Raw genomic sequence first — 18,093 nt, forward strand, 5'->3', positions numbered from 1 at the left:
GTGTTGACCGACAACGGCGCCTGCTATCGCTCCAAGGCCTTCGCCCGCACCATCCGGCGCCTCAACCTCAGGCACTACCGCACCCGTCCCTATACCCCACGCACCAACGGCAAGGCAGAACGCCTCATCCAGACGGCATTGCGCGAGTGGGCTTATGCCCACCGCTACGACAACTCCGAGCAACGTGCCGCGCACCTATTGCCCTGGCTCCATCACTACAACTGGCATCGGCCCCATGCCAGTCTCGGAAAACGCCCACCCATCTCCCGCATCCACATTCCACTGAACAACGTGGTGGGTTTACACAGCTAGGCCGTGCCAAGGCCGGTGCGGAGCTTTTCCAGGTCGTGCTTGAGTTGGCGCAATTCGTCCAGCGAGCAGGCCGAGGCGCAGAGCACCTGCTCGGGCACGCCGCCGGCCTTGCTGCGCAGCGCGCGTCCAGCGTCGGTCAGCGCAATGATGACCTGGCGTTCGTCGCTGGCCGCACGGGTGCGCGTCACCAGGCCGGCGGCCTGCAGCCGCTTGAGCAAGGGCGTCAGCGTGGCCGAATCCAGATACAGCCGCTCGCCGATCTCCGACACGCTGCGGCCGTCGGTCTCCCACAGCACCAGCATCACCAGGTACTGCGGATAGGTGAGATCGAGCGCCTTGAGCAGCCCGCGATAGAGCTTGTGCATCGCCAGGTTGGCCGAATACAGCGCAAAGCACAGCTGATGGTCGAGCTGCAGCAGTGCGTCGGTGCGGGCGGTCTTGGTGGGTGCGGTGTCCATGGCTGCAATTTACATAGCGCGCTATTTAATTGCAAGCGACTTTTTGACTGGGACCTGATCGGAAGGCCCGCCGGATTCGTCATCCCTGGACCATAGGCCACGGTGCGTTATTGCGATGGGTGCAGCAGATTTACATCGGTCGCCTTGGGCCATGCCGGGCATGCAGTCAACGATGGTGCAATGCCCAGGTTGCGGCCGCCTGTCGCGGCGGCCCGCTCGCTGCCCGACGCAACGCCCTCACGCAGGTGCGTCGTCGCAGCCGAAGCCGGCCACGCCTGCCGATGTCCTGGCCGACCGGGCGGCTCCCGGCCTCGGCCAATGCACCGAACGCCGCAAACCAGGCGGTGCGACCACGAGACCGCAGCCGCCAGCTCGAACGCCGCTTACGCCCGGTGCGCGGTGGCCAGATACTCCGCGCTCTGCATCTCGATCAGGCGCGAGGCGGTGCGCTCGAAGGCACCGGCCAGACGCTGGCCGCTGTACAGACCCGGCGGAGCGTCCTGCGCGGTGCAGACCAGGTTGACGTGGCGGTCGTACAACTCGTCGATCAGGTTGACGAAGCGGCGCGCGGCATCTTCGTTCATGCGGTCGAAGTGCGGAATGCCGCCCAACAGCACCGTGGTGAACTCGCGTGCGATCTCGATGTAGTCGGCCGGCCCGCGCGGGCCTTCGCACAGCGCGACGAAATCGAACCAGGCAATGCTCTTGCCGCGCGCACGCACCGGGATCTTGCGCGCTTCGATCTCGATATTGCCCGCGCGTGGCTCGCCATTGCCGCTCAGCTCGCTCCAGCGCTGCAATAGCCAGTGATCGGCCTGCGCATCCAGCGGCGCGCGGTACACCGGCGAGCGCGTCAGCGCGCGCATGCGGTAATCCTCGGTGCCCTCGGCGTAGAGCTCTACGCAGAATTTCTGTAGCAAGCCGATTGCCGGCAGGAAGCTGTCGCGCTGCAGGCCGTTGGCGTAGAGATTTTCCGGCGCGGTATTGGAGGTGGTCACCAGCGTCACGCCTTCGGCGAACAGGCGTTCCAGCAACCGTGCCAGCAACATCGCATCGCCGATATCGGTGACGAAGAACTCGTCCAGCACCAGCACGCGCAGGTTCTCGCGCCATTGCTGGGCAATCCGGGCCAGCGGGTCGCTCTGCCCGGCGTGCTCGCGCAACTGCTCGTGTACGCCGCGCATGAAACGGTGGAAATGCGTGCGGTACTTCTGCTTGATCGGCAGGCCGTCGTAGAACAGGTCCACCAGGAAGGTCTTGCCGCGCCCCACTCCACCCCAGAAATACAGGCCACGCACCGGCTCGGGCTTTTTCCAGAAGGCCGACAGCCGGTCCAGCCAGCCGTCCTGCGCGCTGTCCAGCAGCGCCTCGTGGATGCGGTCCAGTTCCGCCAGGGCCGCCTGCTGGGCGGGGTCGGCGCGCCAGTCGCCACGTCGTACGCCGGCGGCGTAACGCTGCGACGGGGTCATTTCACTCATTGCGGTTCTCCGCGGACGGCAGCTGCCATGCCCGCTCAACGGCGCATCGGCAGGCGATGCGCATGGGCCGTGCCGCGGTCAGACAGCGGCCGGCAACCAGCGCCGGACACCATGCTGGATCGCACCGCGCAGGTCGATCAATTTGCGGTGGAAGAAGTGGCTGGTGTCGGGCATGCGCACCAGCTCGGGCTGCTGTTCCAGCGTTTCCAGCCAGTCGTACACCGCCTGCGGATCGACGATCTCGTCGGCATCGCCCTGGATCACCAGCCACTGTGCCGGCGGCTGCATGTCGCTGAAATCCCAGCGCCCGGCCGGCGGTGCGATCGAGATCAGCGCCTGCGGCGCCAACGCGCCGGCCGCGCGCAGCGACACATATGCACCGAAGCTGAAACCGGCCAGCCACAGTGTGTCGCCGGGCCGCTGCGCACGCACCCACTCGGCCACCGCGCGCAGATCGTCCTGCTCGCCTTCGCCATGGTCGAACGTGCCGGCAGAATTGCCGACGCTGCGGAAGTTGAAGCGCACCACGGTGATGCCGAGCTCGCGCAGCGCGCGCGCGGCCATGGTGACGACCTTGTTGTGCATGCTGCCGCCCTCGGTGGAGAGCGGATGGCAGACGATGGCGGTGACCGGTTGCGCGGTGACATCGGTCTCGGGCAGATCGACGGCGACATCGAGCGGGCCGACCGGGCCGTCCAGCGTCAACGCAGCCGATTCGGTGGGGAATGGGGGATTGGACATGCCGTCATAATAGCCGCCCCGCCGGCCGCGTTCATCGCCCTGCCTGCACACTTCGTTGCGTTGCCCATGCATTTTCTGCTGTTTGCCGTTGTCTGCAGTGTCCTGGTGTCGGTGGTTCTCAAGCTGCTGCCGCGTTATCGCCTGGACGCGGCGCAGGCGATCACCTGGAATTACGCCACCGCCGCGCTGCTGGCGTGGCTGACCCTGCATCCGTCACTGGACGCGCTGCGCGCGCCGACCACGCCCTGGCTGGCACTGGTCGCATTGGCGGTGGCATTGCCTTCGGTCTTCATGCTGCTGGCACGCGCGGTCGCCACCGCCGGCATCGTACGTGCCGACATCGCACAACGACTGTCGCTCTTGCTCTCGCTGGCGGCGGCCTTCACGCTCTTCGGCGAACCGGTCAATGCCTGGAAGCTGGCGGGGCTGGGGCTGGGTCTGCTGGCCATCGTCTGCATCCTGCACCGGCCACGTCACGACGCCGGTGCGGATGCAGCGCCGGCCTCGATCGGCTGGCCATGGCTGGCGGGAGTGTGGCTGGGCTTTGCCCTGATCGATCTGCTGCTCAAGCACATCGCGCAGGCCGGTACGCCGTCGTTGACGTCATTGACGCTGTGCTTTGCCCTGGCATGCTTGCTGATGCTTGGCTTGCAAGGCATCCGCAGGGGCGGTGCTGCGCATTGGGGCTTTCGCAACCTGCTCGCCGGCGTGCTCCTTGGCGCGCTCAATTTCGGCAATATCCTGTGTTACGTGCGCGCCCACCAGCTGCTGCCGCATAGCCCGGCCACCGTCTTCGCCAGCATGAATCTGGGTGTGGTCATCCTGGGAGCGCTCGTCGGCAAACTCGGGTTCGGCGAGCGCATCGGCCACCGCGGATGGGTGGGGCTGTTGCTGGCGGCCCCGGCAATCGCTGCGATCGCCTGGGGGATGCGTTTGGGCTGACGAAGACATTCGGTCGGCGCGACTCCGATTCGCGACTCGCCTTGAGGGATAGGCAGCGATGCCTACCATGGAGGCGAGCCATGGGAGAGTGTGATGCGCTTTATTCCGCTATTCAGCAGCCGCCATCGCGTCGCGCCGGAACCGCACAGCCCCCACTCGACCGATACGACGCCGTTAATTCCAACCGCCTCACCACAGCACCCGCTGTCTCATGCCCCCAAGCCCACGGCAGCACAGGGCGCGTCGACATCCCATCGCGGCATGCTCGCCTCCGCGCGCAGATCGCTGGCATCGTTGCGCAAGCAACTGCCGTTGACGTGCATGGGCTCTCCAACCCTTGAAGCAGTGGACAGCCCACCTGCGCACACGCCAGCGGTGACGCCCGGTCGCACGCAGCAGATGCACGGGCGGCAAGCACGCGTCGATCAGTATCGCCAGTCGTCCATGCCGGACAGAACGGATCATGCGCATGCGCATGCGCATGCGCAGCGACCGCAACCGCAACCGCAACCGCGGCAGGCGCCGCCCGCAAGGCAGGGGGCATGGGTTCCGCCCCAGCCCGTGCGTGCGCAGCAACCGCAGGGGCCACAACGCCCCGTCGATCGGAGAATGCCCCCTCCCATCCCCGAAAGAATGCGCCGGGACGAGGACCAGCCATTGCAGCACGGCAAGCCGGCATCGCATTCGGTGCCGATCACGTCCAAGCCCTCGCAGTCGTCGGAGTCATCCCCGGATCCACGGCTCGGACGGCGTCCCTCGTTGCGCAGCCTGAATCGGGAACTGGAGGAGATCACCAGGCAGTGCAGCGATATTCAAAAGCAGCTGTTTATGGAGGACCGCGAGGCAACTCCCGAGGAGCAGCAACTGCTCAAGACACGTGCGGCCCTGATCGCCCTGCGCAACGAGGTCCGCGATAGTCAGCTGGAAGCGCTACTGGTCGCACTGGCACCAATGGAAGACATCTGCGCACCGCAGACCACCACCAGCGGCCTGGCCATCGTCCAGATGGACGTCATGCAGCACAACCGGCGTGAAGTGCTCAAGGCACGGAGCAAGCTTGTCGACGCCGACGCCCTGGCCAGAAACTACGCACGCGCGGAGCGGCGCCTGGAGTCGCTGAAGCAAAGCAACGCACCCAAAGACCAGGTACGACGCCTGCAACGCATGATGCAGGGCTACCAGAACATGCTTGCGTTGGAACAGATCGTCAGGAGCACCGACGATCAGTTGGAACGCTTGGGAGCGCCGCGCCTGATGGCCAGCATCCCCACCACTGCCGACGAGCGTCGACGGTCCCTCGAAGAAGAAAGAGATGCCCACCAGGAGGCACTCGACAACGGTTACTACTGACGATCCGCACAGCGCTGTGTGAAGGGCGCCCTGCATGGCGGCCACAGGCAAGTCATGCGGCGCCAGCACCTGGCGACGCATCCGCAGCCCGCGCTGCAGATGCGGATGCAGATGCAGTCCTGCGGCAAACAACGTCGGAAACAGGAGCGAACGGCTGTCCGCGGCATGATCCGCACCGCCATCAACGCTGCCAGTGCGGAAACGGGTCGTCCAGCAGTTGCCAGTGCGCCGGGCCCTGGCGCAATTCCTGGTCGCTGAGCAGGCAGGCATCCAGCGCCGCGCGCGTGCGTGGCGCATCCATCTCCACGCCGATCACCGCCAGTTCCTGGCGGCGATCGCCCCACAGCGGGTGCCACAGCCGCTGCATGGCGGCGTACTCGCTGGCATCGCCGACTTCATGCGGCTGCGGCAGCGGTGCGGTCCAGCACCGGATCTGCTGCCGCTGCCAGCCGATATCGGTATACGGCAACGGCGTCATGCCGATCGCCACCGGCTGACCCTGCAGGTGCGCATCCACGCGGTGGCGCGCGGCAAACCAGAACCCAGCCGCATTGGTCTGGGTGGCGCCGCCCACGCTGGACAGCTCGCCGACCCAATCCATGCGGCTGGCCAGCCAGAAAAAGCCCTTGCTGCGAATCACCTGCGGCAGACCGCTGTGCACCACGCGCGCGAAGCGCTGCGGGTGGAACGGCCGGCGTGCGCGATACACGAAACTGCTGATGCCGTATTGCTCGGTTTCCGGGGTGTGCTGGCCGCGCAGTTCCTGCATCCAGCCCGGCGCCAGCTGCGCGCGGGTGAAGTCGAACCTGCCGGTATCGAGCAGGTGGTGCAGCGGCACCTCGCCATGGGCCGCCTCCACGATCTGCGCCTCGCGGTTGAGCGCACGCAGCACCGCGCGCAGGCGTTGGCGCTGCGCCGCATCGATACGGTCGCACTTGCTGATCACCAGCACGTCGGCAAATTCCACCTGCTCGCCCAGCAGTTGCACCAGCCCACGCGTGTCGTCCGGGCCGGCTTGCTGGCCCAGCTCGGCGAGCGTGGACGCCGAACCGAAATCGCGCAGGAAGCCGCTGCCATCGACCACGGTCACCATGGTGTCCAGGCGGGCGACGTCCGACAGGCTGAAGCCGTCGGCATCACGCACCGCAAAGGTGGCCGCCACCGGCATCGGCTCGGCGATGCCGGTCGATTCGATCAGCAGGTAGTCGTAGCGGCCATGCTCGGCCAGGCGTCGCACCTCCTGCAGCAGATCGTCGCGCAGCGTGCAGCAGATGCAGCCATTGCTGAATTCCACCAACGTCTCTTCGGTGCGGCGCAGGGCCGCCCCACCGTCGCGCACCAGCTGCGCGTCGATATTGATTTCGCTCATGTCGTTGACGATCACCGCCACCCGCAACCCGTGGCGGTTGTGCAGGATGCGGTTGAGCAAGGTGGTCTTGCCGGCACCCAGAAAGCCGGACAGCACAGTGACGGGAAGACGCGAATCGCGGACGGAGGACGATGACATCCGGACAACCTCGGGGAAATGAAGTGTTACTATATAACACTTGATCGCCGAGACCGATGCCATGCGGGCCCCCACTTCCTTCTTCGACAGCTCGGCCATCGCGCTGTCCAGCCTGTGCCTGCTGCACTGCCTTGCGCTGCCCCTGCTGGCAGCGGCTCTTCCGCTGCTGGGGGCCTGGAATCAGGCCGAGTGGGTGCACGTGATCTTTGCGACGGTCGCCGTGCCCCTCAGCGGCTACGCGCTATGGAGCACGCATCGGCGCCATGCGCTACCGACCGCGGTATGGGCCTTGGCCGGCTGCGGGCTGACCGGCCTGGTGCTGGGCGCCAGCGGCCTCGCTGGCGAACGGCTGGAAACACCGATCACGGTGACCGCCAGCCTGCTGTTGGCCAGCGCGCACGTGCTCAACCTGCGGCTGCGCCGTCGCCGTGGCAGCTGCGCTGCGTGAGCAGGGCAGCGCGATCGATCAGGCGGCCATCGGCACCTGCGCGGTCGTATGCGAAGAGCAGCACCTACACAGGCGCCCGCACCGACCCACCGACTACAGCGAGAATCCCAGCAGCACCGGATCGTGATCGGAGCTGCGCCACGGGCCGGGCAGGTTGCGCTTGGCATAGCCGGCGTCGTCCATCGCATCGGCGTTGACATGCCATTCGACCGCGCCACGCAGCTGCTTGGCCATTGCCGGGCTGAGCAAGGCATGGTCCAGGCGCCCGCTCATACCGTCGTAGACGTAGCTGTAGGGCTGCTTCACCCCGGCCACTGCAAACGCGTCCTGCCAGCCGCTGGCGCGCAGGCTGCGCATCGGCGTTTCCATCGCATACGCATTGAAGTCGCCCAACAGCACTGCCAGCTTGGTCTGCGCGCCAGTGGGGTCGGTTTGCAGCCATTGGTGCAGGCGCTTGGCCGATTCGGTGCGGGTGGCGTTCCAGCAGGCCTGGCCGTCGTGCTGGTCGGCGTCGGCGCCGCTGGCGTTGCCGCAGCCCTTGGATTTGAAGTGATTGGCGACCACCACGAACGTCGCCCCGCGGGTGCTGTGAAATGCTTGCGCCAGCGGGACCCGGCTATGGCCATCGAACGGTCCGCCGGTCAGCGTGGCCGGCTTGCCGACCGGGGTGAGCTGGCTGCTGCGGTAGATGATGCCGACCCGGATCGCATCGTCGCCGGGGCCACTGCCGGTATCGACGAAGCGCCAATCCTTGTCGGTACCGGCGGCGTTGAGCGCAGCCACCAGTTGCGCCACCGCGGTGTCGCCGTCGTTGCCATCGTTTTCCAGCTCCATCAACGCGGCCACATCGGCGCGCAACGGCACGATGGTGGCGACCAGCTTGGTCAGCTGCGCCTGGAACTGCTCGGGCGTGCGGGCGCCGCGCTTGGTCGGGAAACCGCCGCCGCGGCCATTGCCGTTGAAGAAGTTCTCCAGGTTGAACGAGGCGATGCGCAGATCCCCGCCCACCTGCGGCGCCACCGCGGCCGGCATGGCCGGCAGGGTCAGCGGAGCCAGCACCTGGATGCGGTACTGCCCGTCGTAGCGCTGATCGACGATGCCATCGACCGATTTGAGCAGGCTGCCGCTACGCAGCACCGCATCGGCGGGCAGGTAGGACACCGTCCTGGGGTTGCGTCCGTTGCGGGCGTCGTCCAGCAACACCCGGCGACGCGCGTTGTCCGCCTCCACCTGGGCGAACGCCGGCGTGCCAGCCGCGGCCAGCTCGGTCGGCTGCCACAACCGCCCGCCGAAGCCGGCAATCAGTTCACCGTAGGTGTCCAGCCGGTCGCTGCCGTTGAGCGTCAGCGCCGCGATGCGCACATGCTCGCCTTCCAGCGCCTCCCAGTTGGCGGGTGGCCCGCTGAGCATGCGCACCGGCACCGGCTGGCCACTGGCGAGCCGCTCGATGCTGCTGGCGTCCATGCTGGTCAGGCTGGCCTGATCACCGGCCGACACTTCGCGCACCGTGCCGACGATGCGCACGCGATCGCCCACACTCACCTGCGCATCGCCGGCGCCGGTGACGAACAGCCCATGCGAGCGCCGCGGCTCGAAGCCGGGCTGCTGCACGAACAGGCCAGCCAACCCGACGCGCGTATCGGCAGTGACGATGCCCTCCACCTCCACCACGCGGCCGTCGTACGGGCTGCGGCTGTCTTCGCCCTGCACGTCGGCGATCGAGAGCCGCTGCGCGGCGCCATCGGCGGCGCTGCACAGCAGTGGAGCCAGTAGACCGACCAGACCGAGCACAACCAGCGGGCGAGGCGACATCGAACGACTCCATCAAGGGTGGACTAAATACAAACGCCGCCCGAAAGGCGGCGCGTGACAACGAAAGCGCGGAAACAGGCTAGCAAACCGCGATGAAGTGACGCCAGGCGGAATCTCCACACGAGCGCGAGGCAACGGCGTCGCGCCTGGTCGCTCGAGCCTGCACCACCGTCTGCGATCACCACGCCCGCTCTGGCGAACAACAGCCAGGCCGCTCGGCCAGGCAATGCAGCGCAACTGCAGCCCTGTTCCCCAGGCTCCCCGCCGGCCGGGGGCTTAGAGCGGCCAACAAAACGTAGCGAGCGGTCGTCAGCTGGGTGCGGACGGCGCGGAGGAACCGCAGTGTACGAGTGGTACATGCCGATTCCGAGCACCGACCGCGCCCGCCTGGCGGCCGCGCAGTCGTTTTGCTAGCTGCTCTTACTTCAGATTGCCCAGCATCCAGTCGACGGTGGCACGCACCTGCTCTTCGGTCAGCGCCGGGTTGCCGCCCTTGGGCGGCATGATGCCGCCATCCGGGCCGGTGTAGCCCTCGATCGCGTGCTTGTACAAGGTGTCCTTGCCCTGGGCGATGCGCGCATCCCAGTGCGCGTGGTCCAGCGTCGGTGCCTTGCCCACACCGGTGGTGTGACAGGCGGTGCAGAGGTTGTCGTAGATGGTCTTGCCGTCGGTGGTGCCGCCGTAGGCGGACTGCGACGCCGCCTTGGCCAGCGCTGCGGCCTGCGCTGCGGCCTGCGCGGCCGCACCGGTGGTGCCCGCGTAGACGGCGCCGGCCGGCGCGATGCGTTGCTGCACGCGTTTGGCGGCAGTGGGTGAGACCTCGTCGGGAATGGCACGTTGCAAATAAGCTGCCAGGGCGATCAGCCCCAGGGTGATCACCACCAGTAAACCGATCACCATCGAGAATTTTTTCAGGAACTCGAGGTCGTAATTCCGCACGCGCTCACCCCTGGCTGTTGGTCGAAGACCTCTGCTAGCGCCGGAGTATAGAGCACAGTTCAGGCCAGTCTGACCAGCGTGCATGACAGTTTCGCCTCCGATGTGCGCTGCACCCCCGGTGGGCTGGCGCTGCTGTCGGCATCCACGCTCGCGCCCGCTGGAGAATTGCCGCAACGCCGCATACGCGCATTGGTCTGCATTGTGGGAATTGCGTATCATTCCCAACAACACTCGGCGGCGCGGATCTCGCCTCGCCGGTCCCGCCCTTGAGGAGTCGCCGCCATGAAGTCCTTCCTGCTGTCCTGCCTGGCTTTGGCCAGCATCAGTCTGTCCGCCCAGGCCCACGAAATCTGGATCGAGCGCGATGGCAGCGGCCCGGTACGCATCTACTTCGGCGAGCCGGCGCAGGAAACCCTCGACCACGGCCATGACGAGATCAAGCGCGTGGTCAAGCCGAGCGTGTTCGGCACCGCCGGCAAGGCCGGCGCCCTGCAGCGCGGCAGCGAGTTCCTGACCGCGCCGTTGTCCGGCAGCGGCGATGCCTGGCTCAGCGACGACAGCGTGTTCGAACCGTGGAAGGGCGAAGCCGGTGGCTTCGAGACCGTGAGTTATTACGCACGTGCCGGACGCGCCACCACCTCGGCCAAGCTGGATCTGGAACTGGTTCCCACCACTGCCAACGGCAACACGCTCACCGTGATGTACCGCAACAAGCCGCTGCCCAAGGCCGAAGTCACCGTGATCGACCCGCAGAAGTGGCAGAAGACGCTGACCTCCGATGCCAAGGGCCAGGTCACCCTGCCGACGCTGCGCCCCGGCCGCCACATCCTGGTGGTCAACACCAAGGAACCGGTCAAGCGCGAGATCGCCGGCAAGCAGGTCACGCTGGTGCACCACATCAGCACGCTGACCTTCCAGGCCGAGTAACGGCTGCCACGCCGTTCCCCGCATGACGACCGCCGCCCGACCGCTGGCCTGGTTCAAACGCCCCTGGCTGGGCGTGCTGTCGCGCACCCTGGCCGCCATCTTCGGCGGCTATGCGCTGGCCAGCGCCACCAATCTGGTGCTGGCGCTGGTACTGCCGATGCCGCGCAGCGAGGCGGTGTTGACCAGCATGCTGCTCGGCATCGTGGTGTGCGCCTGCGCGCCGCTGTGGGCATTTTCCACCGCCAGCCTCTGGCGCGCCTGGGCCGGCATCGCGGTGCCGGCGGCGCTGCTGTTCGCGCTGGCCGCGTGGCTGCAACGAGGCGCGGCATGAAGCAGGGGTTCCGCCAGTCGATGGCCTGGCTGCACACCTGGACCGGCCTGCTGGTCGGGTGGGTGCTGCTGCTGATCTTCATGGGCGGCACCGCCAGCTATTACCGCGACGAAGTCAGCCGCTGGATGCGCCCGGAGCTGCCCACCACCACGGTGAGCACGGCCACCGCGCTGCGCAGCGCCGAGCAGTACTTGCAGACCCATGCGGCCGATGCGCTGAGCTGGAACATCAGCTTGCCGGATGCACGCACGCCGGTGGTCAGCATGTACTGGCAGAATCCCGCGCCCGCCGACGGCAAACCTGCCGGACGCCGGCAACTGTACGGCAATGCCAACATCGACCCGGCCACCGGAAAGGAAATCGCCGCGCGCGACACGTTGGGCGGCGAATTTTTCTATCGGCTGCATTTCGACCTGCATTACGTGCCGGTCGTGTGGGCGCGCTACATCGTGGGGTTCTGCGCGATGTTCATGCTGGTGGCCATCATCAGCGGCGTGATCACCCACAAGAAGATCTTCAAGGACTTCTTCACCTTCCGCCCGGGCAAGGGCCTGCGCTCGTGGCTGGATTTCCATAATGTCAGCGCGGTGACCGCGCTGCCGTACCACGCGATGATCACCTACACCGGCATCGTGACCTTGATGTTCATGTACCTGCCATGGGGCATCAAGGCCCGCTATGCAGGCGATGAAATGCGCTTCTACGACGAGTCGGCCAACCGCGTGGCCGACTCGCGGCAGGCGGCCGGCACGCCGGCGCGCCTGCTGCCGCTGGAGCAGTTCGCAGAGCGTGCGCGCCGCGACCTGCACGGTGCCCAGATCGGCAACGTGGCGGTGTCGCTGCCCAACGATGCGCATGCCGCGGTCGGCGTCAGCCAGGTCGCTGCCAGGCTCTCCAGCAACGCGCCTTCCATCCTGTACGACGGCATCACTGGCCAACCCCTGCAACGCAGCGGAGCGCCCGGTGGTGCCAGCGAAACGCGCGGGGTGATGGTGGGCCTGCATATCGCCCACTTCGCCGGCCCATGGCTGCGCGTGCTGTTCTTCGGCTCCGGCCTGCTGGGCTGCCTGATGGTGGCCAGCGGCGTGGTGATGTGGGCGGTGAAGGAACGGCCCAAGCATCTGAAGGCCGGGCGGATAGGATTCGGCCTGCGCCTGGTGGATGCGCTCAACATCGGCACCGTGGCCGGCTTGCCGATCGCCTTCGCCAGTTTCTTCTGGGCCAACCGGCTGCTGCCGGTGGCGCTGGACGGGCGCGCGGCGATGGAGGCGCATGTGTTCTTCGCCGCCTGGGCGACGGCGCTGCTGGCAGCCTTCGTGTGGCCGCGGCGTGCGATGTGGAGCTGGCAGCTGTATCTGGGCGGCGCCTTGTTTGCGCTGGTGCCGCTGCTCAACGCGATCACCACCGATGTGCATCTGGGCGTGACGCTGCCGGCCGGCCAATGGATGCTGGCCGGGGTGGACCTGGTGTGCCTGGGGCTGGGCCTCTGCCTGGGCATCGCCGGCTGGCGGCTGCAGCACTGGACCGCGCCTCAATCGGCGGCTGCACGCCGCCACCGCGCGGCCGCGGTGCCTGCCGCGCCTGCGCCGCAGAGCCGCGTGCCGGTGCAGGAGGGCGCATGAACGTGCTGCTGTTGCTGGCGCTGAATTTTTCCGGCTTCGCCGCGTTATGCCTGGCGATGGAGAAGCATCAGCACGAGGTGCGTGGTCGCGGCCTGGGCACTGCGCGCACGCGTCAGTTGCTGGTGGTGGGCTGGCTGCTGTTGCTGTTCACCTTTGGCCTGGCCGTACACGCGCAGGCCTGGGGCATCGGGCCGGTGCTGTGGCTGGGCAGCCTGACCGCGGCCGCTGCCGTGCTGGCACTGTGGCTGCTGCCGTATCGGCGTGGCCTGATCCTGCCGGCGGCACTCATCGCGCCGGTGCTAGCGGGCATGGCGCAGCTGCTGGCAGGTTGAGCCCATCGCGATGGCGTCACGGCCTTGGTGGCGTTGTGCCGGGATGCTCAACGCCTGTACATGCTTGCCCTCGCTGTGCGGACGGACACGCCAGGCAATCGTCCAAGCTTGGATTGCGGCGTACTGGTCGCAGCGCAGCTGCAGATGCCACACGCGATCGTCGGCACGCACCTGCAGCTGCGGTGCATGCGACGCGCAACGGCTACATCGCAGTCGGCGGGTCGCCCCAGCTGCGCCCATCGCGTGGTAGGCGGCCGTCATCGAGCACGCGCAGCACCTGTTCGGGCTGCAGCATGTCCAGAAACAGCGCCACGTTGACGCCATCCGGCAATGCCATGCTGGGGAAGATCACCCCGGGAACCTGCGCCTCGCGCAGCAGGTCGCCAAGCACCCAGCTCACCGGTTCGACCTTGTTGACCAGGGCCTTGCGCCAATCGTCGGTCCAGTCGGCCCACAGAGCGTCCCAGCTGGCATCGAGCAGGCGCAGGTCGGCCAGCGCCGGAAGCTGCGCGGCATAACTGACCAACGTAAACGGCGGCAGGAACGGCGCAGCCTGCGCATATTCGGCCGCTGCGGTGTCCAGCTGCAGCGACAGGTACAGCGCCGGCTGGCCGAAGCGACTGAAGCGCCCGCCCGAGCGTGCAGCACCGGCGCCACTCAACGGCTCGGCGGCCCAGCGCGGGGTGAAGGCGCGATACAGCGTGCAGTGCGCCGGGGCGCTCAGCTTCAACCAGCCGCTCCGGCGGCCACGGTGCGCAGGTAGGTCAGCGCATCGTCGGTGCGGCCCTGCTTGACCACTTCGAGCAAGGTGGCGAATTCGAATGCGGGGATCGGGGTGTTCTTCAGATGGAAGACCAGCTGGCGCTCGTCCGGCTGGAGTTGCGCCATGGCCACCAGCAACCGCGACAGGTTGCGCAACAGATCCTGCACGCGCGGGCTTTCCGGATGCACGCGCAGGCTGTTGCGGTGTACGCCGGCCAGCTCGGCCAACTCCTGCTGCGACAGCTCCAGCAGGCCGGCCATGGCCGAAGGCGACAGGATCGTGCGATCGGGCGCGCGCAACCGCTCGGTCAGGGACAGGGGATTGAGGACGGCGACCATGGGTGTGCTCGGACAGGGAACGTGCACAGTATATGCACAGTCCTGCGCATCCATCCAGCATAGTGTGGCGCCCGGTCAGTGCAGTGTCAGATCGGCTGACTTGCCCCCACTGCACGCAAGCAGAAGCCGCAGATCGCTTCCACCAGCTGTTCTCCCTGCTGCGGGTCGCCGCGACTGGGCGCGATCGGCCCAACCAGAGCTTCGGTAAAGGCGCCGACGATGCAGGCCGCCGCCGCATCCAGAGACTGTTCGGGAAATTCTCCGGCCGCCACGCCTTCAGCCAGCAGCTGCCGAAACACCTCGCCGAACAGGCGGCGACCCCGGATACGCTCGGCGTCCACCTCGCTTTCCACCGGCTCGGCAATAAAGGCATAGGCCAGTGCCGGCCCGGCCAGCGCGCGCCGTACGAAGGTGGCGATGGCACCGCGCAGGCGCTCGCTCGCTGGGGCCTGGGTGCTGGCAATTGCGCGCAGGATGGTCATCTCACGCTGCACGGCGGCGTTCAAGACTTCCACGAAAAGCTCGGCTTTGGACGGGAAATGCCGATAAATCTGCCCGGTTGAAACGCCGGCGGCGGCCGCCACTGCCGTGATCGGGGCATTGCGGTAGCCGCCCTCGGCAATCAGCACCCGCGCCGCCTGCAAGATGCGTTCGCGATTGCCGGCCAGGCGTTCTTCCATCAGGGCGGAGCGTCGATAAGCCATGGTGTGATTCTGGGTTCAATAGTTGAATTTTAGTTCACTTTTTTGTCGCAGACCGCTAGGCTGCCCACATCCGCCGCGCGGCCCGCCCGCTCCCACCCGGCACGTCCCGATCCCTGTGGAGTTGCTGCATGCATGTGCCGTCCTTGAATTTCGAGCTTGGCGAAGAGATCGATCTGCTGCGCGAAAGCGTCGCCGCCTTCGCCAGCCACCATATCGCTCCGCTGGCCGCGGCAGCCGACCACGATAACGTGTTCCCCGCCCAGCTCTGGCGCCTGTTCGGCGAACAAGGCCTGCTCGGCCTGACCGTCGAAGAAGAGTACGGCGGAAGCGGCATGGGCTATCTGGCGCACGTGGTGGCGATGGAAGAGATTTCGCGTGCTGGCGGCGCGATCGGGCTGTCGTATGGCGCACACTCCAATCTGTGCCTGAACCAGCTACGCAAGAACGCCAGCCACGAACAGAAGCAGCGCTACCTGCCCAAGCTGTGCAGCGGCGAGCACGTGGGCGCGCTGGCGATGAGCGAGGCCGGCTCCGGCTCGGACGTGGTGTCGATGAAGCTGCGTGCCGACGCGCGGGGCGACCGCTTCGTGCTCAACGGCAACAAGATGTGGATCACCAACGGCCCCGACGCCGATGTGCTGGTGGTGTACGCCAAGACCGACCCGGACGCCGGCGCACGCGGCATCACCGCCTTCATCGTCGAAAAGGGCATGCCGGGCTTTTCCACCGCACAGAAGCTCGACAAGCTGGGCATGCGCGGCTCCAACACCTGCGAGCTGGTGTTCACCGATTGCGAAGTGCCGGCGGAAAACGTGCTCGGCACGCTCAACGGCGGCGTCCGTGTACTGATGTCCGGGCTGGATTTCGAACGCGTGGTGCTGGCCGGCGGGCCACTGGGGCTGATGGCCGCAGCCATGGACGTGGTGTTGCCGTACGTGCACGAGCGCAAGCAGTTCGGCGAGCCGATCGGCACCTTCCAGTTGATGCAGGCCAAGCTGGCCGACATGTACGTGGGCCTCAACGCCTGCCGCGCCTATGTGTACGCGGTGGCGCGCGCCTGCGATGCCGGGCGCACCACGCGCCAGGACGCAGCCGGCGCGATCCTGTACGCCGCCGAAAAGGCCACCTGGCTGACCGGCCAGGCGATCCAGGTGCTGGGCGGCAATGGCTACATCAACGATTACCCCACCGGGCGCTTGTGGCGCGATGCCAAGTTGTACGAGATTGGCGCGGGCACCTCGGAGATCAGGCGCATGCTGATCGGCCGCGAGCTGTTCGAACGCACCGCCTGACGGAGCCACCATGAGCGTGATCAACAGCCAGCTGCAGGTCAGCAGCGACAGTTTCCAGGCCAATGCCGCGGCCATGCGCGCCGTGGTGGAGGACCTGCGCCGCACGTTGACGCAGACCGCGCTTGGCGGCAGCGACGCCGCACGCGCCAAGCACAGCGCGCGCGGCAAGTTGCTGGTGCGCGAGCGCATCGATGCGCTGCTGGATCCGGGTAGCGCCTTGCTGGAAATCGCGCCGCTGGCCGCACACGGCATGTACGACGACCAGGTGCCCTGCGCCGGCGTGGTGGCGGGCATCGGCCGCGTGTCCGGCGTGGAATGCGTGATCGTGGCCAACGATGCCACCGTCAAGGGCGGCACCTACTACCCGATGACGGTGAAGAAACACTTGCGTGCGCAGGAGATCGCGCAGCAGAACCGGTTGCCGTGCATCTACCTGGTCGATTCCGGCGGCGCCTTCCTGCCGCTGCAGGATGAAGTCTTCCCCGACCGCGATCACTTCGGGCGGATCTTCTACAACCAGGCCAATCTCTCGGCCAACGGCATCCCGCAGATCGCTTGCGTGATGGGCTCGTGCACCGCTGGCGGTGCGTATGTGCCAGCGATGAGCGACGAGACGGTGATCGTGCGCGAGCAGGGCACGATCTTTCTGGGTGGCCCGCCGCTGGTCAAGGCCGCCACCGGCGAGCAGGTCAGCGCCGAGGAACTGGGCGGCGCCGACGTGCACACGCGTATCTCCGGTGTCGCCGACCATTTCGCCGACAACGACCTGCAGGCATTGGCGCGCGTGCGCGCCATCGTTGCCAATCTCAACTGGCGCAAGCCGCCCATGCCGCTGGCACTGCGTGCACCGCTGCCGCCGCGGCATGCGGCCGATGAGGTGTATGGGGTGATTCCGGCCGACACCCGCAAGCCCTTCGATGTGCGCGAGGTGATCGCCCGCATCGTCGACGACTCGCGCCTGGACGAATTCAAGCCACGCTATGGCAGCACCCTGGTCACCGGCTTTGCACATCTGCACGGCTACCCGGTGGGCATCATCGCCAACAACGGCATCCTGTTTTCCGAGTCCGCGCTCAAGGGCGCGCACTTCATCGAGCTGTGCGCCCAGCGCGGCATTCCGCTGGTGTTCCTGCAGAACATCACCGGCTTCATGGTGGGCCGCAAGTACGAACATGGCGGCATCGCCAAGGACGGGGCCAAGCTGGTGATGGCGGTGGCCTGCGCCAAGGTACCCAAGTTCACCGTGGTGATCGGCGGCTCGTTCGGCGCCGGCAACTACGGCATGTGCGGCCGCGCCTATTCGCCCAATTTCCTGTGGATGTGGCCGAACGCGCGCATCGGCGTGATGGGCGGCGAACAGGCCGCCAGCGTGCTGGCCACGGTGCGCCGCGACGGCATCGAGGCCAAGGGCGGCGCCTGGTCGGGCGAGGAGGAAGACGCTTTCAAGGCACCGATCCGCGCGCAGTTCGAGCAGCAGGGCCATCCGTACTACGCCAGCGCACGGCTGTGGGACGACGGCATCATCGACCCGGCCGATACCCGCCGCGTGCTGGGGCTGGGCCTGTCGGCGGCATTGAATGCGCCGATCGAACCCACGCGGTTCGGCGTGTTCCGGATGTGAGCGGGCGCGTGCGCAGCCGGGCATGGCGCATGCAGGCGCGCGAGCCGATCCGCATCGTTTCCTGGCCTGTGCTGCAGGTGTGCAGCGGTTCTGGGCCACTGCCAGCACATTCGATCGCACTGGAGGCATGCCGCAGCAACGCCCTGGCCCCTCACGCACAGACACCCGCTTTCCAT

General features: G+C 67.1%; 19 protein-coding genes and 1 other RNA gene. 10 read left to right on the forward strand and 10 right to left on the reverse strand.

Going from position 1 to position 18,093, the window contains the following annotated elements; genetic code table 11:
* The coding region (locus XcodCFBP4690_RS19745; RefSeq protein WP_146091983.1) for an integrase core domain-containing protein at window positions 1-312 on the forward strand (312 nt) is incomplete at its 5' end.
* Here the strand turns inward: XcodCFBP4690_RS19745 and XcodCFBP4690_RS19750 are convergent.
* From XcodCFBP4690_RS19750 to XcodCFBP4690_RS19760, 3 genes are all read right to left on the reverse strand, one after another.
* Entirely contained in the window at window positions 309-770 is a 462-nt protein-coding gene (locus XcodCFBP4690_RS19750; protein WP_104543715.1) for a MarR family winged helix-turn-helix transcriptional regulator, read from the reverse strand. The two genes, XcodCFBP4690_RS19745 and XcodCFBP4690_RS19750, sit on opposite strands and share 4 nt — an antisense overlap.
* Window positions 771-1,153: 383 nt before the next feature.
* Complete coding sequence (gene zapE / locus XcodCFBP4690_RS19755) at window positions 1,154-2,248, reverse strand: cell division protein ZapE (RefSeq protein WP_104543717.1); 1,095 nt, start codon at window positions 2,246-2,248, stop codon at window positions 1,154-1,156.
* Window positions 2,249-2,326: 78 nt separating this feature from the next.
* Window positions 2,327-2,989 carry an alpha/beta hydrolase gene (locus tag XcodCFBP4690_RS19760; protein ID WP_104543719.1) on the reverse strand — a complete coding sequence of 221 codons (663 nt, stop codon included), beginning with the start codon at window positions 2,987-2,989 and terminating at the stop codon, window positions 2,327-2,329.
* A gap of 66 nt (window positions 2,990-3,055) precedes the next feature.
* Here XcodCFBP4690_RS19760 and XcodCFBP4690_RS19765 point away from each other — a divergent pair, with 66 nt between their 5' ends.
* Together XcodCFBP4690_RS19765 and xopR are read left to right on the forward strand one after the other, a co-directional pair.
* A complete protein-coding gene (locus XcodCFBP4690_RS19765; protein WP_167394719.1) occupies window positions 3,056-3,931 on the forward strand; it encodes an EamA family transporter in 876 nt (291 codons plus the stop codon).
* 93 nt (window positions 3,932-4,024) lie between these two features.
* Complete coding sequence (gene xopR / locus XcodCFBP4690_RS23300; protein WP_104543723.1) at window positions 4,025-5,281, forward strand: type III secretion system effector protein XopR; 1,257 nt, start codon at window positions 4,025-4,027, stop codon at window positions 5,279-5,281.
* 181 nt (window positions 5,282-5,462) lie between these two features.
* Here the strand turns inward: xopR and XcodCFBP4690_RS19775 are convergent, their stop codons facing one another.
* The gene (locus XcodCFBP4690_RS19775) at window positions 5,463-6,788 is read right to left on the reverse strand and encodes a GTP-binding protein (protein ID WP_104543725.1); all 1,326 of its coding nucleotides are present in this window, start codon (window positions 6,786-6,788) and stop codon (window positions 5,463-5,465) included.
* 61 nt (window positions 6,789-6,849) lie between these two features.
* Between XcodCFBP4690_RS19775 and XcodCFBP4690_RS19780 the strand changes: the two genes are divergently transcribed.
* The gene (locus XcodCFBP4690_RS19780) at window positions 6,850-7,236 is read left to right on the forward strand and encodes a MerC domain-containing protein (RefSeq protein ID WP_104543789.1); all 387 of its coding nucleotides are present in this window, start codon (window positions 6,850-6,852) and stop codon (window positions 7,234-7,236) included.
* A gap of 93 nt (window positions 7,237-7,329) precedes the next feature.
* Here the strand turns inward: XcodCFBP4690_RS19780 and XcodCFBP4690_RS19785 are convergent, their stop codons facing one another.
* The 3 genes from XcodCFBP4690_RS19785 to XcodCFBP4690_RS19795 all read right to left on the reverse strand — a co-directional run bounded on the left by XcodCFBP4690_RS19785 (window position 7,330) and on the right by XcodCFBP4690_RS19795 (window position 9,987).
* A complete protein-coding gene (locus tag XcodCFBP4690_RS19785) occupies window positions 7,330-9,048 on the reverse strand; it encodes an ExeM/NucH family extracellular endonuclease (protein ID WP_104543727.1) in 1,719 nt (572 codons plus the stop codon).
* Window positions 9,049-9,331: 283 nt separating this feature from the next.
* Window positions 9,332-9,407, reverse strand: a non-coding RNA gene (locus XcodCFBP4690_RS19790) — sX9 sRNA.
* A gap of 61 nt (window positions 9,408-9,468) precedes the next feature.
* On the reverse strand, window positions 9,469-9,987 hold the full coding sequence (locus XcodCFBP4690_RS19795; protein WP_104543729.1) for a c-type cytochrome: 519 nt from the start codon (window positions 9,985-9,987) through the stop codon (window positions 9,469-9,471).
* 282 nt (window positions 9,988-10,269) lie between these two features.
* Here XcodCFBP4690_RS19795 and XcodCFBP4690_RS19800 point away from each other — a divergent pair, with 282 nt between their 5' ends.
* The 4 genes from XcodCFBP4690_RS19800 to XcodCFBP4690_RS19815 are packed head-to-tail and all read left to right on the forward strand — an operon-like array spanning window position 10,270 to window position 13,199.
* Entirely contained in the window at window positions 10,270-10,914 is a 645-nt protein-coding gene (locus XcodCFBP4690_RS19800) for a DUF4198 domain-containing protein (RefSeq protein ID WP_104543731.1), read from the forward strand.
* Between the two features lie 22 nt (window positions 10,915-10,936).
* A complete protein-coding gene (locus XcodCFBP4690_RS19805) occupies window positions 10,937-11,245 on the forward strand; it encodes a DUF3649 domain-containing protein (RefSeq protein WP_104543733.1) in 309 nt (102 codons plus the stop codon).
* Complete coding sequence (locus XcodCFBP4690_RS19810) at window positions 11,242-12,867, forward strand: PepSY-associated TM helix domain-containing protein (protein ID WP_104543735.1); 1,626 nt, start codon at window positions 11,242-11,244, stop codon at window positions 12,865-12,867. Before XcodCFBP4690_RS19805 ends, XcodCFBP4690_RS19810 begins: the two co-directional genes overlap by 4 nt.
* Window positions 12,864-13,199 carry a DUF3325 domain-containing protein gene (locus tag XcodCFBP4690_RS19815; protein ID WP_104543737.1) on the forward strand — a complete coding sequence of 112 codons (336 nt, stop codon included), beginning with the start codon at window positions 12,864-12,866 and terminating at the stop codon, window positions 13,197-13,199. The genes XcodCFBP4690_RS19810 and XcodCFBP4690_RS19815 overlap by 4 nt, the downstream gene beginning before the upstream one ends.
* Before the next feature lie 202 nt (window positions 13,200-13,401).
* Here the strand turns inward: XcodCFBP4690_RS19815 and XcodCFBP4690_RS19825 are convergent, their stop codons facing one another.
* The 3 genes from XcodCFBP4690_RS19825 to XcodCFBP4690_RS19835 form a co-directional block, all read right to left on the reverse strand.
* Window positions 13,402-13,929, reverse strand: a complete 528-nt coding sequence (locus XcodCFBP4690_RS19825; RefSeq protein ID WP_104543741.1) for an RES family NAD+ phosphorylase — start codon at window positions 13,927-13,929, stop codon at window positions 13,402-13,404.
* A complete protein-coding gene (locus XcodCFBP4690_RS19830) occupies window positions 13,926-14,300 on the reverse strand; it encodes a DNA-binding protein (RefSeq protein WP_167394720.1) in 375 nt (124 codons plus the stop codon). The genes XcodCFBP4690_RS19825 and XcodCFBP4690_RS19830 overlap by 4 nt, the downstream gene beginning before the upstream one ends.
* An 86-nt stretch (window positions 14,301-14,386) precedes the next feature.
* Window positions 14,387-15,004: a TetR/AcrR family transcriptional regulator gene (locus tag XcodCFBP4690_RS19835; RefSeq protein ID WP_104543743.1), complete on the reverse strand. Its 618-nt coding sequence runs from the start codon at window positions 15,002-15,004 to the stop codon at window positions 14,387-14,389.
* A 128-nt stretch (window positions 15,005-15,132) separates the two neighbouring features.
* Here XcodCFBP4690_RS19835 and XcodCFBP4690_RS19840 point away from each other — a divergent pair, with 128 nt between their 5' ends.
* Window positions 15,133-16,296 (forward strand): isovaleryl-CoA dehydrogenase, encoded by a 1,164-nt coding sequence (locus XcodCFBP4690_RS19840; RefSeq protein WP_104543745.1) that lies wholly within the window; start codon window positions 15,133-15,135, stop codon window positions 16,294-16,296.
* 10 nt (window positions 16,297-16,306) lie between these two features.
* The gene (locus tag XcodCFBP4690_RS19845) at window positions 16,307-17,917 is read left to right on the forward strand and encodes a carboxyl transferase domain-containing protein (RefSeq protein ID WP_104543747.1); all 1,611 of its coding nucleotides are present in this window, start codon (window positions 16,307-16,309) and stop codon (window positions 17,915-17,917) included.
* Window positions 17,918-18,093: the final 176 nt, after the last annotated feature.

Source organism: Xanthomonas codiaei (genome assembly GCF_002939785.1).
In the GTDB taxonomy this organism is placed as follows: domain Bacteria; phylum Pseudomonadota; class Gammaproteobacteria; order Xanthomonadales; family Xanthomonadaceae; genus Xanthomonas; species Xanthomonas codiaei.

What these genes read in the sequence shown, in the direction of transcription:
- XcodCFBP4690_RS19750 (WP_104543715.1), bottom strand. Translation starts at nt 770, where the DNA reads ATGGACACCGCACCCACCAAGACCGCCCGCACCGACGCACTGCTGCAG.
- zapE (WP_104543717.1), bottom strand. Translation starts at nt 2,248, where the DNA reads ATGAGTGAAATGACCCCGTCGCAGCGTTACGCCGCCGGCGTACGACGT.
- XcodCFBP4690_RS19760 (WP_104543719.1), bottom strand. Translation starts at nt 2,989, where the DNA reads ATGTCCAATCCCCCATTCCCCACCGAATCGGCTGCGTTGACGCTGGAC.
- XcodCFBP4690_RS19765 (WP_167394719.1), top strand. Translation starts at nt 3,056, where the DNA reads ATGCATTTTCTGCTGTTTGCCGTTGTCTGCAGTGTCCTGGTGTCGGTG.
- xopR (WP_104543723.1), top strand. Translation starts at nt 4,025, where the DNA reads ATGCGCTTTATTCCGCTATTCAGCAGCCGCCATCGCGTCGCGCCGGAA.
- XcodCFBP4690_RS19775 (WP_104543725.1), bottom strand. Translation starts at nt 6,788, where the DNA reads ATGTCATCGTCCTCCGTCCGCGATTCGCGTCTTCCCGTCACTGTGCTG.
- XcodCFBP4690_RS19780 (WP_104543789.1), top strand. Translation starts at nt 6,850, where the DNA reads ATGCGGGCCCCCACTTCCTTCTTCGACAGCTCGGCCATCGCGCTGTCC.
- XcodCFBP4690_RS19785 (WP_104543727.1), bottom strand. Translation starts at nt 9,048, where the DNA reads ATGTCGCCTCGCCCGCTGGTTGTGCTCGGTCTGGTCGGTCTACTGGCT.
- XcodCFBP4690_RS19800 (WP_104543731.1), top strand. Translation starts at nt 10,270, where the DNA reads ATGAAGTCCTTCCTGCTGTCCTGCCTGGCTTTGGCCAGCATCAGTCTG.
- XcodCFBP4690_RS19805 (WP_104543733.1), top strand. Translation starts at nt 10,937, where the DNA reads ATGACGACCGCCGCCCGACCGCTGGCCTGGTTCAAACGCCCCTGGCTG.
- XcodCFBP4690_RS19810 (WP_104543735.1), top strand. Translation starts at nt 11,242, where the DNA reads ATGAAGCAGGGGTTCCGCCAGTCGATGGCCTGGCTGCACACCTGGACC.
- XcodCFBP4690_RS19815 (WP_104543737.1), top strand. Translation starts at nt 12,864, where the DNA reads ATGAACGTGCTGCTGTTGCTGGCGCTGAATTTTTCCGGCTTCGCCGCG.
- XcodCFBP4690_RS19830 (WP_167394720.1), bottom strand. Translation starts at nt 14,300, where the DNA reads ATGGTCGCCGTCCTCAATCCCCTGTCCCTGACCGAGCGGTTGCGCGCG.
- XcodCFBP4690_RS19835 (WP_104543743.1), bottom strand. Translation starts at nt 15,004, where the DNA reads ATGGCTTATCGACGCTCCGCCCTGATGGAAGAACGCCTGGCCGGCAAT.
- XcodCFBP4690_RS19840 (WP_104543745.1), top strand. Translation starts at nt 15,133, where the DNA reads ATGCATGTGCCGTCCTTGAATTTCGAGCTTGGCGAAGAGATCGATCTG.
- XcodCFBP4690_RS19845 (WP_104543747.1), top strand. Translation starts at nt 16,307, where the DNA reads ATGAGCGTGATCAACAGCCAGCTGCAGGTCAGCAGCGACAGTTTCCAG.